Origin of the sequence: Paraburkholderia ribeironis (assembly GCF_900019265.1) — a bacterium.
GTDB lineage: Bacteria > Pseudomonadota > Gammaproteobacteria > Burkholderiales > Burkholderiaceae > Paraburkholderia > Paraburkholderia ribeironis.
The window spans coordinates 26,253-40,954 of the sequence record NZ_CYGX02000054.1 but is presented as its reverse complement, the minus strand read 5'-3'; the positions used below and the strand labels follow the sequence as shown (position 1 = coordinate 40,954).

14 protein-coding genes are annotated in these 14,702 nt (G+C 62.8%); 4 read left to right on the top strand and 10 right to left on the bottom strand.

The genetic code is table 11. The features are described 5' to 3' along the window. Positions 1-690: 690 nt before the first annotated feature. Positions 691-1,008, top strand: a complete 318-nt coding sequence (locus BN2475_RS23575; RefSeq protein ID WP_094781895.1) for a hypothetical protein — start codon at positions 691-693, stop codon at positions 1,006-1,008. 16 nt (positions 1,009-1,024) lie between these two features. After that, entirely contained in the window at positions 1,025-1,285 is a 261-nt protein-coding gene (locus BN2475_RS23570) for a zinc ribbon domain-containing protein (RefSeq protein WP_094781894.1), read from the top strand. Here the strand turns inward: BN2475_RS23570 and BN2475_RS23565 are convergent. From BN2475_RS23565 to BN2475_RS23550, 4 genes are all read right to left on the bottom strand, one after another. After that, positions 1,239-2,015 carry a hypothetical protein gene (locus tag BN2475_RS23565; protein ID WP_094781893.1) on the bottom strand — a complete coding sequence of 259 codons (777 nt, stop codon included), beginning with the start codon at positions 2,013-2,015 and terminating at the stop codon, positions 1,239-1,241. The genes BN2475_RS23570 and BN2475_RS23565 overlap by 47 nt on opposite strands. A gap of 73 nt (positions 2,016-2,088) precedes the next feature. After that, positions 2,089-2,988 (bottom strand): hypothetical protein, encoded by a 900-nt coding sequence (locus BN2475_RS23560; RefSeq protein ID WP_094781892.1) that lies wholly within the window; start codon positions 2,986-2,988, stop codon positions 2,089-2,091. Beyond that, positions 2,985-3,803: a HipA family kinase gene (locus BN2475_RS23555; protein WP_094781891.1), complete on the bottom strand. Its 819-nt coding sequence runs from the start codon at positions 3,801-3,803 to the stop codon at positions 2,985-2,987. The genes BN2475_RS23560 and BN2475_RS23555 overlap by 4 nt, the downstream gene beginning before the upstream one ends. A 9-nt stretch (positions 3,804-3,812) precedes the next feature. After that, a complete protein-coding gene (locus BN2475_RS23550; protein WP_094781890.1) occupies positions 3,813-3,995 on the bottom strand; it encodes a hypothetical protein in 183 nt (60 codons plus the stop codon). 587 nt (positions 3,996-4,582) lie between these two features. Here BN2475_RS23550 and BN2475_RS23545 point away from each other — a divergent pair. Then, on the top strand, positions 4,583-5,464 hold the full coding sequence (locus BN2475_RS23545; RefSeq protein WP_094781889.1) for a LysR family transcriptional regulator: 882 nt from the start codon (positions 4,583-4,585) through the stop codon (positions 5,462-5,464). 79 nt (positions 5,465-5,543) lie between these two features. Here BN2475_RS23545 and BN2475_RS23540 read toward each other — a convergent pair whose 3' ends face one another. The 6 genes from BN2475_RS23540 to BN2475_RS23515 all read right to left on the bottom strand — a co-directional run bounded on the left by BN2475_RS23540 (position 5,544) and on the right by BN2475_RS23515 (position 13,531). Beyond that, positions 5,544-6,623 carry an ABC transporter ATP-binding protein gene (locus tag BN2475_RS23540; RefSeq protein WP_094781915.1) on the bottom strand — a complete coding sequence of 360 codons (1,080 nt, stop codon included), beginning with the start codon at positions 6,621-6,623 and terminating at the stop codon, positions 5,544-5,546. 64 nt (positions 6,624-6,687) lie between these two features. Next, positions 6,688-8,292 (bottom strand): ABC transporter permease, encoded by a 1,605-nt coding sequence (locus BN2475_RS23535; RefSeq protein WP_094781888.1) that lies wholly within the window; start codon positions 8,290-8,292, stop codon positions 6,688-6,690. After that, entirely contained in the window at positions 8,293-9,324 is a 1,032-nt protein-coding gene (locus tag BN2475_RS23530; protein ID WP_094781887.1) for an iron ABC transporter substrate-binding protein, read from the bottom strand. It abuts the gene before it with no gap. A gap of 51 nt (positions 9,325-9,375) precedes the next feature. Continuing rightward, complete coding sequence (gene efeB / locus BN2475_RS23525; protein ID WP_094781914.1) at positions 9,376-10,692, bottom strand: iron uptake transporter deferrochelatase/peroxidase subunit; 1,317 nt, start codon at positions 10,690-10,692, stop codon at positions 9,376-9,378. 54 nt (positions 10,693-10,746) lie between these two features. Beyond that, positions 10,747-11,898: an NHL repeat-containing protein gene (locus tag BN2475_RS23520; protein WP_094781913.1), complete on the bottom strand. Its 1,152-nt coding sequence runs from the start codon at positions 11,896-11,898 to the stop codon at positions 10,747-10,749. Between the two features lie 109 nt (positions 11,899-12,007). Further along, positions 12,008-13,531: a carbohydrate porin gene (locus BN2475_RS23515; protein ID WP_094781886.1), complete on the bottom strand. Its 1,524-nt coding sequence runs from the start codon at positions 13,529-13,531 to the stop codon at positions 12,008-12,010. 344 nt (positions 13,532-13,875) lie between these two features. Between BN2475_RS23515 and BN2475_RS23510 the strand changes: the two genes are divergently transcribed. Then, the gene (locus BN2475_RS23510; RefSeq protein ID WP_094781912.1) at positions 13,876-14,556 is read left to right on the top strand and encodes a hypothetical protein; all 681 of its coding nucleotides are present in this window, start codon (positions 13,876-13,878) and stop codon (positions 14,554-14,556) included. Positions 14,557-14,702 lie beyond the last annotated feature (146 nt).

Below are 14,702 nucleotides of genomic sequence, written 5' to 3'. Positions count from 1 at the left end.
AATGAGTTGCGCACAATAGCGTTCCGTCGTTGAATCAAAATACAAATCTGAGAGGCATCGGGGAAAATGGCAACGCGCGCTACAAAGAGACCGCTCAACAAATGCGGTTCGTGCGGACATACGTGGTATCCGAAAGGGCGGTCGCTGTCGGTGCGATGCCCCGAATGCCGAAGCACGGACACCAAGAAGGCGGGTGCTGGAGTTGGAGCCGTTGTGCTCTTCCTCGCTGCGCTGGCTGTGTTTGGAGGCAAGAAGGAGTCACATCCCACGCCCGACGTTCAGTCGACAGGTGCTTCTGGTGCGCAGGTAACTCAACCCGTGATTGCCGCGAGTTCGCCCGAGCCAACTCTTAACGACGCAAATCTGTCCGGTACTGCTGTATCAGACGCGGGTGAAGCGAAACCGACAGCCGATAGTACGCAGGCAAGGGTCTCAACGCTATCTGATGGATTACGGGCCGATACCACCGTGGCGTCCCCAGAGGCTGCAATAGCCCCAGAGGCCGCTAGCGATGTGGCGCTGCAACAGGAACGAGAGGCGGTGACTGCTCCCACGCTACCGCCAGTTCGCGACAGAGAGCATCACTGACCAGGTGAGGGTTGCCCTACCTGCACCAGCGTCCGGCCGCGATAGCCTCAAGCTTGTGGTGCCTGGTGTCGTTAACCTTGGTTAAATTCCCTGGCAAATCCGATGACAAAGACATGGCTGGTGATTCTGGCGATATCTGCGGCCGCCGCCGCAGTGGTGTGTAGTCAAATCACTCTGTTTGTTGTTCCCCCGATCGGTGCAGCACCCGAAGGGCGGACTGTTGTGATAGGCAGGTTGAACTCCACGCGATTCGTGGATAGCGCTGACGCAATGTGCGAGCGCATTCAGGGTGGCGTCACTCTTCTATGTCGGGCCATGGTGCTGGGTACGGTCTTTGAAAAATCGACAATTCTCATGCGCTTGCCCTACAGCCAGTGGCTTTACGAGATTTCGACCGACGGGAAGACCTACGAACGCTAACTACTGGAGGTAAAGCATGGGATTTCTGCTGGTGGCGGTGCTGATCGGTTTGATTCCGGCGGCAATTGCAAAGGGCAAAGGGCGGTCGTTCGGCGTATGGTGGTTTTATGGCGCGGCCATATTCATTGTGGCGCTTCCGCACGCCTTGTTGATGAAATCAAATCAGGCAGGTATCGAGCGACAGCAACTAGCTGACGGGATGAAAAAGTGTCGGCACTGCGCGGAGTTCATCAAGCAGGACGCCAATGTTTGCCGGTACTGCGGTCGAGACGTGTAACAAGGGCTGAGAGAGAATTAGCCGTCGCCGTTTGGTATATGGGCAATATGAATGTAGTTGTGACGCCATAACCGAGCCTTGCTTTTGCTCTGTCGAGGCCCTTCGCCAGCCATAGGCCTAAATCGGCTTTGCCGTCTTTGACGCTTGATTGCGGATAAACCTCGGCCGTCGCGTGTGCTACGACTTCTAACGTGGTCGACGACATCGATGCGGAACCGAGATCATACTCAATGCTGAGTTCGTTCAGCGAGTCGAACGGATGCGCCGCAGCCCTCAGCATCCAGTCGGTCTGCGGCTGCTGAGCGAGCATCTGTCGCGAGATTCCACACATTGTGAGAACCGCTAGGCGGTTTCCCTGACTGATTCCCTCGGGATGGATCAAATCCGGCAGCCCGACGACGAGGTTCTGGTTGTCTTCCGGGCGTAGCACGAGTCTTCCGCGCTTGGCAATCTCAAAGCCATCGGGGCCCGCGATCTGCTCAATCGCCTGCGTGACAGCCGCCACTCCGCCTGAAAGATCCACTTGGCCGGCTTCCACGTCGCCGGCTTGAAACCAACTCTTTAGTGATTGACGAAAGACAGACGACAAGTGCACACGCGCAGCCAGGATCTCAAGGAAGTCTCCGCGTCGGACGGCTATGAAAGTCAGACGGGCTCCGGCGTATGCAGAATCCCATGGACGTATTGCCGTGAAGAAAGCGCTGATCATCTTCTGGACGTGTTGATTCATCGGTCTACGACACTCTCGGACGATAAATACATGCACACAATGTTCCGCATGCGCCTCCAACTTCCTGCAAAAATTAGTTAACGGTAGCGACCTCTCTCTCCATCAACCGTTCGCAGGCGCAATGCGCATCGTATGCTGAAAAGACATCGAGCTTTTCTTTCAGAGCTTGTTCTCGAAGCTCACCCACCGTGTCCTCGACGATCGCGTACTCGGAGTCTGAGTAGATTGGAAGGCCGGGCGAGGGCACCCATGCAGTCAGTTCCATTCGCTCAGGACTAGCAAAGCCAAATGCATCCCTCGCTCTTGCAAGGCGCCAGAGCGCTGCCGACGCAGCACGCGAACGAACGAGAGTCTTGCTTTTCGGATCGATTGCGGCATAGCAGGTCGCGTACGAGTGTCCTACGTAGTCGATCGGAAACCCGGTAGGCGACCCTGTCAGACTGAATGTGCGATTGAACCGGTTTTCGAGCGATGGCCTTCGTGCAAGCACCTCTCGCTTCACGGAGTTCGCAAACCTACTTTCGGACGAAGGACGAGGTGCTGACTTTGAAGCGTCGTCAGTTGCAGTCTCATGCTGGGACTGGCGTCGGTGGAAAAGCGCACACCGCTCAAGTACCGCATCGACCACTCCAGCCGCGTTATCTGCCTCAACCTCGAACCGTTCGCCAACTTCGACTCCGCCTAAGGGGACCTTCCAGAGACTGGCTTCATGGCCGGCCTCCCTCCAGGCGAGATAGTCCGCCACGACGAGGCTCCCGAACGAATGGCAGGCGTAACCCAAATCCTGTGGCAGGCACTTGAGCACTCGCGGGGTTACGACGCGAGCGAACGGAATGCCACCTTGGTGCTCGCCGAGTACTGCGATCACCAGCGATTCGCCGGAAGCTTCAAGTACAAGACGGACAAGCCGGGCGCTGCCACTTGCGACCGGTTCGTCAAAAATGGGAAGGATGTGTTGGGTAAAGAAGTTCATGGCGCTGTGGGGCGGCTGCCACTGTGGTTAATACCAGCCAATTCGGGAATACCGATAGCGTCAAGCATCTCGACACAGAGAGTTTCTGCCTTTGCGTGAAGGTGTCGTCGAATCATCTCTCGTAGCGACTCCGACTCGACGAGTGTATCCAACGGTAGCTTATCGACGGCTTCCACGCAATCCTCGCAAAACTGGCGGAGCGGCTGTTTCAGCGCGTGACGGCGGTGGGGAGGCATCGCCTGAATCCGACGCAGGAGCACGTTTGGGCCGGGAGGAAGCCAGACCGATGTACTGTCAGTACCAATGCCACCCAACGCCCTTCCATGGTCGATGACAAACACTCCGGCCGGTGGCGACAACAGCAGGTTTCCACCGTGCCGGTCGTCGTTTCCAATGAGGGAATCAAAGGTCGCGATTTTAGCCATCAGGACGTCGTCAAGTCGTGCTTGGTTAAAAACCACGTCAGAACTGGCTTCGTCAAAATGAAGAGGGCGCGCGTTGGGCAGTTCCACGGTCGCAAAGCAAAGCTGCGCTTCCTTGTCGCCAAACGGCCAATGGCTAGCGGGTACCCGGTTCCGTGGAACGTTTACCCATAAAGGACGGGGTGCCTGCAGCCCGACGGCCCCCGCGAGCCAAGCGCAGACGGACTCGACTGTGAAAGCGCCTTGTTGCAGTAACTTGACGAACGCCATCTCCTGTTCGACGCTGAGTAGCTGCACACGACCGTAGATAACAGGATTCGATGCTTGAGCAACGACGGTGTTCGGCCGATACCGCAGGCTCCCGTAGTCGAAAGGAAGTTCGAGGCTCGGCATTGCTAACCTTTAGCGCTTGCGGCCGTCGTGTTCTTTGGCAACACCCTTATACGGTTCGCCGTCCGCCTTTTGCCCCATGAAGCGACCGGTCTTGTCGTTTCGCTTCACCCAATTTTCTGTCTTGGGATTAAAAACCTGCGAACGGTCATCCACCGAACCGACGCGGTAATCCTTTCCGGTATTCTTCGCCACGCTGCATCTCCCGAGGTGGGCCTCAAGGCACAAGATATAGTGCCGACGACGCAGGATAGCACTAAATAGCCTAGGGTGGGCGGCCGTGCGAATTCTTTACGGCATGGCCTGGACGCGGTCCTCGGCAAGCGTCGGTGTCGGCGAACGCGATGCATCACCGAAGTTCAGATTTCGTTTGCAAACGCGAACTTCAAGACCAGATTTCTTTACACCGAATCTGCTAAGTTATTGATTTCATTAGAGCGCGAGATGGGGACCTTTAGGTGAGGACCCACCGCTGCCGCGATGGAGGCGCGACTGCGCGCGTCAATAAGAAGTCGCGACGTTTTAGACTTGGTCTTGAGAAAGCCAATAAATACAAGGGTTTGGCGGCGTCAAATCAGGTTTCTTTGCCAGCCCATACAAGGTCGCAGCCCGCCTAAAACAGGTTTCTTTGCTTTAAAACGACAGCACAGCTTTCTTTGCTCCGGAACAGGTTTTGTTTGCAAAGAACCACTCCGTAAGGTGATGCCCCGAGTATTGCGCGGCTTGCGTGGCATCCACAAACGAATTAAATTGAGTAATTCCATCAGCGAAATTGATAAATCATGCACCCCGAATTCGACGTCGACCTGTTGCGCAGCTTTGTCGCCGTGGTGGAAACGGGCAGCTTCACGAAAGCGGCGGTAAGCGTGCATCGATCGCAGGCGGCCGTCAGCATGCAGATCAAGCGGCTCGAGAGCATGCTCGGCACCACGCTGTTCGCCCGCAACACGCGCAATCTGTCGCTCACACGGCCCGGCAATACGCTGCTCGAATACGCGCGACGCGTGCTGGCGCTGCATGAGGAGGCGTGGTCGGCGATCGTGCGGCCCGAAGTGACCGGGCGCGTGGTGCTCGGCGCGCCGGACGATTACGTATCGTCGCTGTTGTCGCCGGTGTTGCGGCGCTTCTCCAATCTCTATCCGCATGTCGAGATCGAGATCGTCTGCGCGCAAAGCACGTCACTCGCGCCGATGCTGGCCGACAACAAGATCGATCTCGCCTTCGTCACGCGCGACCGCAAACTGCGCGGCGAATTCGTGCGCAGCGAGCCGATGGTGTGGGTGGGGGCGTCGGTGGATACGCCGGTGTTGGCGGCTTCGCCGTTGCCGGTGGGGCTTTACGAGCCGGGCTGTGTGGCGCGCCAGCACACGCTGGCCGCGCTGGATGGCGCGCGGATCCGCTATCGGGCGGCGTTCAGCAGCGCCAGCCTGATGGGGCTGGTGGCGACCGTCGATGCGGGCTTGTCGGTGATCGCGCTCACGCGTTGCAGCGTGCCGGCGCGGCTGGCGATTCTCGGCGAAGCGCAAGGCTTGCCGAGGATCGCGCCGCTCGAAATCGTGGTGGCGCGCAGCGCCAAGTCGGACCGGCCGACTTGCGATTATCTGGCCCAGCAGATGGTGCAGGATCTGTCGCTGCGGACGCCGGCACGCGGGGCGGCAGCGTAGCGGCGCGAGGATGCGCTGGGTTGCGCCCGATTGGTTGCGCCCGATCGTTTGCGCCCGATGACTTTGCGCCGGCTTGCCGCTAACGGCTCGAATGAGCTTGTGAAGGCACGCGTGGATACGCGCTCACATAGCCATCCACCGCGAGCCGCACCGCCTCGCCCGGCCGCGGACATCGATAGCCGGGCACGCGTGCGCGCACCATCGTTCGCGTGCCGGACTGCAGTTGCAGCGTCACGCCGGCGTCCTGCCCCTGGTAGATCACCTCGGTGACGACGGCGTCAAGGGCCGCACGATCGTGCGGTGTCTCGTCGGCGCGCAGCAGACGGATCTGTTCGGGCCGCACCATCACGTCGACCGCGCCGTGGCCCAGTGGCGCGACGAGCGCCAGTTCGCCCAGCGCGCAGCTCACGCGATCCTGCTCGACCGTGCCCGGCAACAGCACCGCCTCGCCGACGAACGACGCCAGTTCGCGCGTCGCCGGCCGCTGGTACAGCGTCTCGGGCGTCGCCGTCTGGATCAGGCGGCCATCCCACAGCACCGCCACCTCATGCCCGAGCGACAACGCCTCGGACTGGTCGTGCGTGACCAGCACGGCGGTCGCGCCGGCCGCGGCCAATGCGTTCGCCACCGCCTGACGGGTTTCGAGCCGCAACGCCGCATCGAGCGACGAGAACGGTTCGTCGAGCATCACCAGCGTCGGCGCGGGCGCGAGCGCACGCGCCAACGCGACGCGCTGCTGCTGGCCGCCCGACAACTGCTGCGGCGCGCGTTCGCCGAAGTTCGCCGGCAAGCCGACCAGCTCCAGCAACTCCGCCACCCGATGCCGTGCGCGACGCTGCGTGCGCGGCAAGCCGAACACGATGTTGTCAGCGACCGACAGATGCGGAAACAGCGCGCCTTCCTGCGGCACATAGCCGATGCGGCGCTGCTCCGAAGGCACGTGCAGGTTGTCGCCGGCCACCCGGCGCCCGTCGATCTCGACGCTGCCGCCATCGGCGCGTTCGAAGCCGCAGAGCACGCGCAGCAAGGTGGTCTTGCCGCTGCCGGACGGGCCGAGCAGCGCGAGCAGGGTGCCGCGTTCGACCGACAGATCGATGCCGTGCAGCACCGGGTGAGCGTCGAACGATTTCTGCAGTCCGCGGATACGAAGTTCGCTCATGACATTCCGATAGTAAAAGCGCGTGAGGTCACGGTCCTCGATGTTCCCAATAGTGTCGACAGGTTCAGCCGCGTTCGCCGAGCAGCGCCGATTTGCCAAGCAGTGCGAACAACAGGCCCGATGCGCACAGTGAAATGCCCGTGAGCAACGCGGCATACGGCGCGGCCGCGGCAAACGCCATCGTCGACGTGTCGGCCCAGACCTGGGTGGCGAGCGTTTGGGTGTCGATTGGAGAGAGCAGCAGCGTCGCGTTCAATTCGGTCACGACCGAGATGAACACCATCGCCGCGGCAGCGCCGAGCCCGGGGCCCGCCAGCGGCAACATCACGCGCAACAGCGTTTGCGGCCAGTTCAAGCCGAGTGCGCGGGCGGTTTCCTCGAGGCGCGGCTGCGCCTGCATCAACGCGGCGCGCACGCTCACCAGCGCGACCGGCATGAACAGGATCGCGTACACGATCACCAGCAGCGTCGCGCTCTGATAGAGCGGTTGCAGCGCGTGCACCGCAAGCGACACGATCGCCAATGCGATCACCAGACCCGGCACGCCTTGCGCGAGAAACACCGTGCGTTCGAACAGCGTCGCGAAACGGACCGGATAACGCACCAGCAAAAACGCGAGCGGCACGACCAGCAAGGTGGTCAGCAGCGCGGCGGCGAGGCCGAAACCGAGCGACGACAAGGTCGCCTTGAACAGCAGCTCGGGCGACACGTCGGCCGGCGTGACGGCGGCCGCGCCCGGTTGCGTGAGCCAGTAGCCGATCATGCCGAGTGGCACGCCGAGCGTCGTGATCGTCAGCAGCGCGAAGCCGGCGGCGACCGCCCAACGCCACGCGCCGAGCTCGCAGCGCAACACCGCGCGACGCGTGCCGCGATCGACGCGTTCATAACGCGCCGCGCCGCGCACGCGAAACTCGCACGCGAGCACGATCAGGCAGATCACGATCAGCACACAGGCGAGCAGCGACGCGCCGCCGCCATCGAAACTGGTGCGGAATTCCGCGTAAATTTGCGTGGTGAACGTGCGAAAGCGCAGCAGCGTGAACGCGCCGAACTCGGACAGCACGCCAAGCGCCACCAGCAACATGCCGCCGAGCAGCGCCGGGCGCAATTGCGGCAGCACCACGCGGGCAAAACTGGTCCAGCGGTTGCAGCCGAGCGCGCGTGCGCTTTCCTCGAGCGCCGGGTCCATGCCGCGCAGCGCGGCGGCGACCGGCAGATAGACGAGCGGAAAGTACGCACAACTGAGCACCAGCAATGCGCCGTTGAAGTCCTGCAAATCCTGGCTGAGCGAGACCCACGCATAGCTCGAGATGAAGGCCGGCATCGCGAGCGGCGCGGCGCTGAGCACTGCCCACGCGCGGCGTCCCGGCACCTGCGTGCGTTCGACGAACCACGCGGCGGCCGTGCCGATCACCGCGCACACCAGGGTGGTCGCCACGGTGATCAGCACGGTGTTGACCAGCAGCTCGCCGACCAGTGGCCGGAACACCAGATCGAACGCGTCGTGCGCGCCGAAGCTCGCGGCGCGCCAGAACGTCAACGCAATCGGCAGCAGCACCAGCAAAGCGCTGAGTGCGGCTGCCGCGAACAAGCCGCGCGGCGCGCGCAAGCGGCTGCGCGCCGTGGCGGTGGGGACAGCCGGTGGCCCGGCTGACAGGGCTTCGCTCATCTACAGCAGACCGGCCTGGCGCAGCAGTTTGCCGGCCTGGCTATCGTCGCCGAGCTGCTGGATCGTCAGTGCCGGCGGGTTCAATTCGGCGAAGGGCTTCAGAATCGGATCCGGCGCCACGCCCGCATGCAGCGGGTACTCGAACATCACGTGGCTGTTCGCCATCAACTTTTGCGCACGTTCGCTGTTCAGATACGCGAGAAACTTCTGCGCGCCGTCCGGATTGTGCGCGGACTTCAGCACCGCCGCGCCCGACACATTCACCAGCGCGCCGGCATCGCCGTTGCCGAAGTGATGCATCGCGCTGCGCGTCTTCGCGTCGCCGATCTCGGCATGCAGACGCGTCCAGTAATAGTTGTTGATCAAACCGGTGGCGACCCCGCCACGGTTCACCGCGGCCACGACGCCTTCTTCGTCGTCGAAGATCTGCGCGTTGGCTTTCAGGCCCTTGAGCCATTGCACGGTTTGCGCTTCGCCCTTGAGCGCGAGCACGGCGCTCACGAGCGGCAGGAAGTCGCCATCGCTCGGCGCGATGCCGATCTTGCCTTTCCATTCCGGCCTGGCGAGATCGAACAGCGATTGCGGCAATTGCGAAGGCTGCAGTTTGGTCGTGTTGTACGCGAGCACGTTTTCACGCGCGGTCACGGCGACCCATACGCCGCCGGGCGAGTTGAACCGCGCCGGCACGCTGGCGAGCGTCGCGCCATCCACCCTGGCGAGCAGGTTTTTTCCTTCGAGCAGCATCAGCTCCGGCGAGTTTTCCGTGAAGTAGACGTCGGCAGGGGAGGCGGCGCCTTCCGCGACGATCTGCGCGGCCAAAGCCGGGCCTTCGCCGTTACGGATTTTCACTGCCACGCCCGACTGCTTCTCGAAGTCTTTCGCAAGCAGATTGACGACCTGTTCGTGCTGCGCGTTATACAGCGTGATCGACGCAGCATGGGCCGGCGACGGCACGGTCGCGAAAGCGGCCAGCGCGAGCGCGGCCGCGCTGCTGATAATGCGCAGGCGGGTGCCAAACCAGGAATAAGCCATGTTCCAGAAGTCCGTTTGTGATGGTGTTGGTTGATGTGTGTCGTGTGTCCGTTACGTCTCGAACAGTCCCGCGCCGATATACGAACCCGGTTTGGCTCCAGGCGGCACCGCGAAAATCGCGCTGCCGACGTGGGTCGTGAACTGGTTCATCATGTCGAACTTCGCGAGTCGGTCGTTGATCGGAATGAAGCCGGTGCGCGGGTCGCTCTGGTGCGCGATGAAAATCAGTCCCGCGTCGTACTCGGTTTCCTGACGCCATGGCGGCCAGCGCTCGATGTAGAAGTTGGTGCCGTCGTTGTACGAGTACGAACGGCGCAGGATCTGCGCGCCGTTGTTGCTCGCCTGATTCGACAGACGCACGTGCGAGTTCTCCGGAATCACCGGATTGCCGTCCTTGTCCTCTTCCTTCAGGTTCACCGCGTCGAACTCGTTGCGCTTGCCGAGCGGCGCGCCGCTGTATTTGTGACGCCCGAACACCTGCTCCTGGAAGCCCAGCTCGGTGTTGTCCCAGTGTTCGAGCGTGATGCGGATACGTCGCACCACGGTGTAGGTGCCGCCTTCCATCCACGGCGCGTCGGCGCTCGCGCCGGCCCACACGAACTGGTTCATCAACTGCGGCTTCGCGGTGGACGGGTTGTTGGTGCCGTCCTTGAAGCCCATCAGATTGCGCGGCGTCTGACCGCGCGGCCCCGACAGGAAACCGGACTGGCCCCAGCGCATCGCGGCGACTCCGTAGGCGAGACGCGTCAATTGCCGGACCGCGTGAAACGCGACTTGCTGATCGTTCGCACAGGCCTGGATGAAGAGGTCGCCGCCAGTCTTCTCGGGGATCAGCTGATCGCCGTTAAAGCGCGGCAGATCGACGAGCGCGGCGGGGCGGCGCGCGGCGAGTCCATAGCGGTCCTTGCCTTCATGCGTGAAGAGACCCGGGCCGAAGCCGAACGTGATCGTCAAACCGTTGGGACCGAGAGCGAGCACGTCGCCGGCATCGGGCGCGGGCTGGTTGTCGGCCGCGTCGCCCGTGGCCAGCGCGGCGGCCGTGCCGCCTTGCGTGAGGCGCGCGGCGGCGTCGGTCCAGGCGCGCAGCAGCGCGATCACGTCGTCGCGCTTGTCGGTGCTCAGATCGAGCGCGGCGACGTACGTGTGACCCTGCTGCGGCGTGACGATGCCGCCTTGATGCGTGCCGTAAAACGGCTCGACGGCGAGCGCCGGATCGGCAGGGTGGGGCGCTGGTTTCGCGAGCGCGGCCTGGGACGTCGCCAGACCCGCGCCAAGCGTTGCACCCAGACTCGCGCCGGTGGCCACCGCGGCTCCGCCCGCCTTCAGAAAACCGCGCCGTGATGGCCGCGGGGGTTGATCGTTGGTCATGGTCACTTCATCTTCGTTGGGCATTCAAGCATGTCTGCCATGCGTCGGCGTGGCTTACTTCGCGAGTACCAGCGTATTGACGTCGTCCTGCACGTAATAAAATCCGTCGCCTTCTGGCGTCATCGCGAGACCGAAGAGGTCGCCATTGCCCGGCGGCGATTGCGCCTTGTCGGTGTCGATCCAGCGCGCGTAAAGCTGCTTGCCGGTCGCCGGATCGATTTCCACGACCTGGCCGTTCAGCGCATTGGTCACGAGCAGGTGACCGTTGGGCGCGGTGACCATCGCGAGCGGGCGATGCAGCAGGCCCTCTGCGGTGAGTTGACGGCCCACGCCGGCGCTGGTGTCGCGCGTCATCGGCTCGTCGATCTCGGTGATGCGGTTGCCGATTGCGTCGGACACGTACAGCAGTTTCTGATCGCCCGACAGCGCGAGCCCGGTCGGGCCGACCAGGAACACGCCCTTGTCGGCTTGCGCGCCGAAGCCGCTGCCCACCACGGTTTCTTTCCTGACGACGGGCGGCTTGCCGGCCGGCACGTCGAGGTCGAGCCGCAGCACGGTGGCCTGCTTGAATACCGGTGGCGTGCCGTTCGCGCCGCCCACGCCGAAACCCGCATTGCTGACGAACAGCGTCGCGCTCGTGCCGTTATCGACGACCGCCATGTTGCCCCACGGGTCGTTGATGTTGGGGCTCGTGATGGTCGACGCGATCCGCCCTTGCGGGTCGATCACGATCAGGCAGCCGGCGCCCTTCGTGCCGGTCGTGCCGTCGTTGCTTGGCGTGCTGCCGACGATCACGTAGCCGGACTTGAGCATCGTCATCGCGGTCGACAGGCCGATGCCGCCCGGGCATTCCTTCAGATCGCGCGGCACGGTCGCGAACACCGTCATCTGTCGGGTGTTCGGGTGATAGTCGATGATCGTGCTGCCGGTGCCTTGCAGATTGGTCGCGTTGTTGAAGTTGCCGACCAGCACGTCGCCCTGCTTGACGGTGCCCGCCGTGACCGGCGCGACCACTACCGCGTACGGGTTCTGGTCGCCGTTGTCGGGCACGGTGTTGATCAGCGTGGTGTGGTGCTTGACGGTTTCGAGGAAACCTTGCGGCTCGGCGTGCGCGCCGGCGGCGCTCGCGAGCGCAGCAGCGCCGGCAGCGGCGGCGATCAGGGCCCGCGCGGCGCGCGGCGAAAACTTGCGCGTGAGATGGTTCACGATTGAGCCTCCGTGCCGGCGCACAAAGCGGTGGTTGCGGTGGTTGCGGTGAAGATCGGGAGCATGGGATCCGGTGTGTCGATAGCGTGTGGGTTGGGTGCGAACCGCATCAGAACGTGATGACGGTCCGCACGCCGACGACGAACGTGTTGCGCAGCGGCTGCGTCGGGTCGTTCGGATTCTGGCCTGCGCCGGCATTGAAGGTGTACTGCGCGTCGGCCTGCAATTGCCACCACGGATTGACCTGGTACTGATAGGTCGCTTCGAGCGCGGTTTCGCTGGTGCGCACGCCATACGGGCCGCCGCTGAATGCCAGGTTGTCCTGATCAAGTCCGTGCACGTGATTGCCGACCTTGATGTAGGTGAGCGCGAGGCCCGCGCTATCGTTATCGCGGCCCTTGAACGGCGCCTTCAGCACGATGCCGAGATTGGCCGACAGGCTCACGAGGTTGCGGTCGCCGGGGCCGCCCATCACGCGGGCGAACACGCCGAGGCTGCGTGGCTCGTCCGGGTCCGGACGCCAGATCATCTGATCGGCAACCGCGTAGATGCTGTAGTTGCCGCGATGATTCGCGGCAATGCCCGTCGAGGCCGGATTCGCCAGCGACAAACCGGTGTTGTCGAAGCGCTGGTCCGCGAAAGTGCCGCTGTTGTACCAGACGCCGATCTTGTAGGTGCCGGGCAGACCGCCGCCGCCCGTGCCGACCATTTCGCCATCGGCAGGCTGGTTGATCGCGTACTGCAATTCGCCGATCCACAGTGCGCCGTTGCCGAGGTTGAAGTTGGTGCCGCTCTTGTTGTTCGGGGCGTTGCCGAGCGGATCGCCGGAGAACACACCGGCGAGCGCCGTCAACGAAGGCGTGATCTGGCCGCGCACGCGCACGCCGAGACCCGCCAGCGGATAAGCCGGACCGCCGGACGGCATGTTGTACGAGGGCAGCGCGGGCCAGCCGAACATCGTGTTGATGAAGAGCGCCGAGTACGTGCTGGTGATGAATTCCTGGTCGATGCTCTGCTGACCGATCTTCACGTCGACGCGCTTGTTCAGGAACGACTGCTGATACCACAGCTCCCACAGCCGGGTGGCGTCGTCGGCTTCGATGCCGCTTGCCGTATTCAGCGTGCCGAGCTTGTTGGCGCTCAGATTGGTGCCGTGAATCTGCAACGCGCTGACGTTGAAGAGGCCGCCCGGCAAGCCGAACGCCTTCTGCGTATCCATCTGCACGGTGGCGGTAGTCAGGCCGTCGTAGTCCGCGCCGCGCTCAAGGCCGCCGCGCAGGTTGGCCAGCACTTCGCTGGTCTCGGTCAGCGCGAACGTGACGCCGTACTTGCCGAGCCACGGACGCAGGCCGCCCATGTCGCCAAGCATTTGCTGGCGATTCCAGAAGCCGGTCCATTGGTCTGTCTGGGTCGCCTTGATGTTCAGGTCGGCTTCGGGTGCTTCTGGCGTTGCATCCGGGTTGGCTTCGGCCAGCGCTGCACCGGCGGTCAACGACGCCCAGGCGAATGCCGTGCAAAGCGCAGCGCGCCGCATCGAGGGCAAACGCGTACGATGAGTTGCGCCGGCGCGTGCGACGCGGTCGCGAAGCGGATGCGCTTCGTTGGCGGATCCGTTGGGTGAGGCGAACTTCATCGAAATCCTTATTGTTGTATCGACTGGGTTGACTATTGCGGCGCCGCGAATTGCTGCGGGCCGGCGATCTTGCTCGACCGTTCGCGATGCCGGTACGACAGATGGCGTGATGCTACTGATGCGCATGCGTTCGGTCAATATAAATGAGAACTATTCGCAACAGAATTGCTGCAGCGTAATCTTGACAGTTAGCAGCGCGATGAACTCGAATTGACGCGTAATAGAAACAAAATATAAATGTAAGCTAATTGTATAAATATGGTCATACAAATTACGTAGAATGCGTGACTGAGCGCAATGTCGAACCGCACGATCGACCCGACAGGCAAAGTAAGGAGATGGTGATGAAGCAACGCATTCTTTTGGTTTCGCTGCTGGCAAGCGGCGGTCTGCTAATCAGCGGCGTGTCGAACGCACAGCTCGATCTCAAGCAGTTCGGCATTGGCGGCGGTGACAGTTCGGCGGGGACGGCGCCGGCGTCGTCCGGTGGCATGTCGCAGTTGCTGCAAACCTATGTGGGCGCGAACCAGCAGGTGCTCAGCGGTCAGTCGAGTCTCGCATCGGCGATGGGAATGAGCAGCGCCGCCAGCCAGGCGCAACAGGCGGCGGGTCTGCTAAGCGGTGGAACGTCGTCGCTGAGTCAATTGACGCAGGTGGGCAACACGCAGCAGTCGTTGTCGCAAAAGCTGACCGACGCGTTCGCGAGCCATGCGAGCGGCGGCGCGTCGGCGACGCCGGTGAACCAGCTGGCGTTCACGGATGGTCTGACGTCGCTGGGTAAGGGCGTGAGCCAGTATGCGAGCTTGCAGTCGGGGCTCGGCAGCATCAGTCAGATGAGCCCGTCCTCGCTGCTGCAGTCGGGGCTCAATCCGCAGACCGCGCAGAGCGCGTCGTACATCGCGCAATCGGCGCCGGGTCAGTTGCGGTCGTTGATGTCGACGCTGAATTCGGCGGTGCAGTTCGCGTCGAGCCACGGCATCACTGTGCCGTCGATCGCGACCTCGGCATTGAAGGGCGGCCTGTAACACACGCTCTGCGCTGCGGGCTTCGCGCTCGCAGCGGCTAGCCGCAGAGGGCACCGCAGGCGCGTCGGGCGGACGACAAAAACGGCTATGATCGTGTCCGCAACCGCCCGGCGGCGCGCCGCACATGAGCCTGCACGGCTTTGCCC

Excerpts from the sequence above, each read along its gene's own strand:
- BN2475_RS23575 (WP_094781895.1), top strand. The coding sequence starts at position 691 with ATGACAAAGACATGGCTGGTGATTCTGGCGATATCTGCGGCCGCCGCC.
- BN2475_RS23570 (WP_094781894.1), top strand. The coding sequence starts at position 1,025 with ATGGGATTTCTGCTGGTGGCGGTGCTGATCGGTTTGATTCCGGCGGCA.
- BN2475_RS23565 (WP_094781893.1), bottom strand. The coding sequence starts at position 2,015 with ATGAATCAACACGTCCAGAAGATGATCAGCGCTTTCTTCACGGCAATA.
- BN2475_RS23560 (WP_094781892.1), bottom strand. The coding sequence starts at position 2,988 with ATGAACTTCTTTACCCAACACATCCTTCCCATTTTTGACGAACCGGTC.
- BN2475_RS23555 (WP_094781891.1), bottom strand. The coding sequence starts at position 3,803 with ATGCCGAGCCTCGAACTTCCTTTCGACTACGGGAGCCTGCGGTATCGG.
- BN2475_RS23545 (WP_094781889.1), top strand. The coding sequence starts at position 4,583 with ATGCACCCCGAATTCGACGTCGACCTGTTGCGCAGCTTTGTCGCCGTG.
- BN2475_RS23540 (WP_094781915.1), bottom strand. The coding sequence starts at position 6,623 with ATGAGCGAACTTCGTATCCGCGGACTGCAGAAATCGTTCGACGCTCAC.
- BN2475_RS23535 (WP_094781888.1), bottom strand. The coding sequence starts at position 8,292 with ATGAGCGAAGCCCTGTCAGCCGGGCCACCGGCTGTCCCCACCGCCACG.
- BN2475_RS23530 (WP_094781887.1), bottom strand. The coding sequence starts at position 9,324 with ATGGCTTATTCCTGGTTTGGCACCCGCCTGCGCATTATCAGCAGCGCG.
- efeB (WP_094781914.1), bottom strand. The coding sequence starts at position 10,692 with ATGACCAACGATCAACCCCCGCGGCCATCACGGCGCGGTTTTCTGAAG.
- BN2475_RS23515 (WP_094781886.1), bottom strand. The coding sequence starts at position 13,531 with ATGAAGTTCGCCTCACCCAACGGATCCGCCAACGAAGCGCATCCGCTT.
- BN2475_RS23510 (WP_094781912.1), top strand. The coding sequence starts at position 13,876 with ATGAAGCAACGCATTCTTTTGGTTTCGCTGCTGGCAAGCGGCGGTCTG.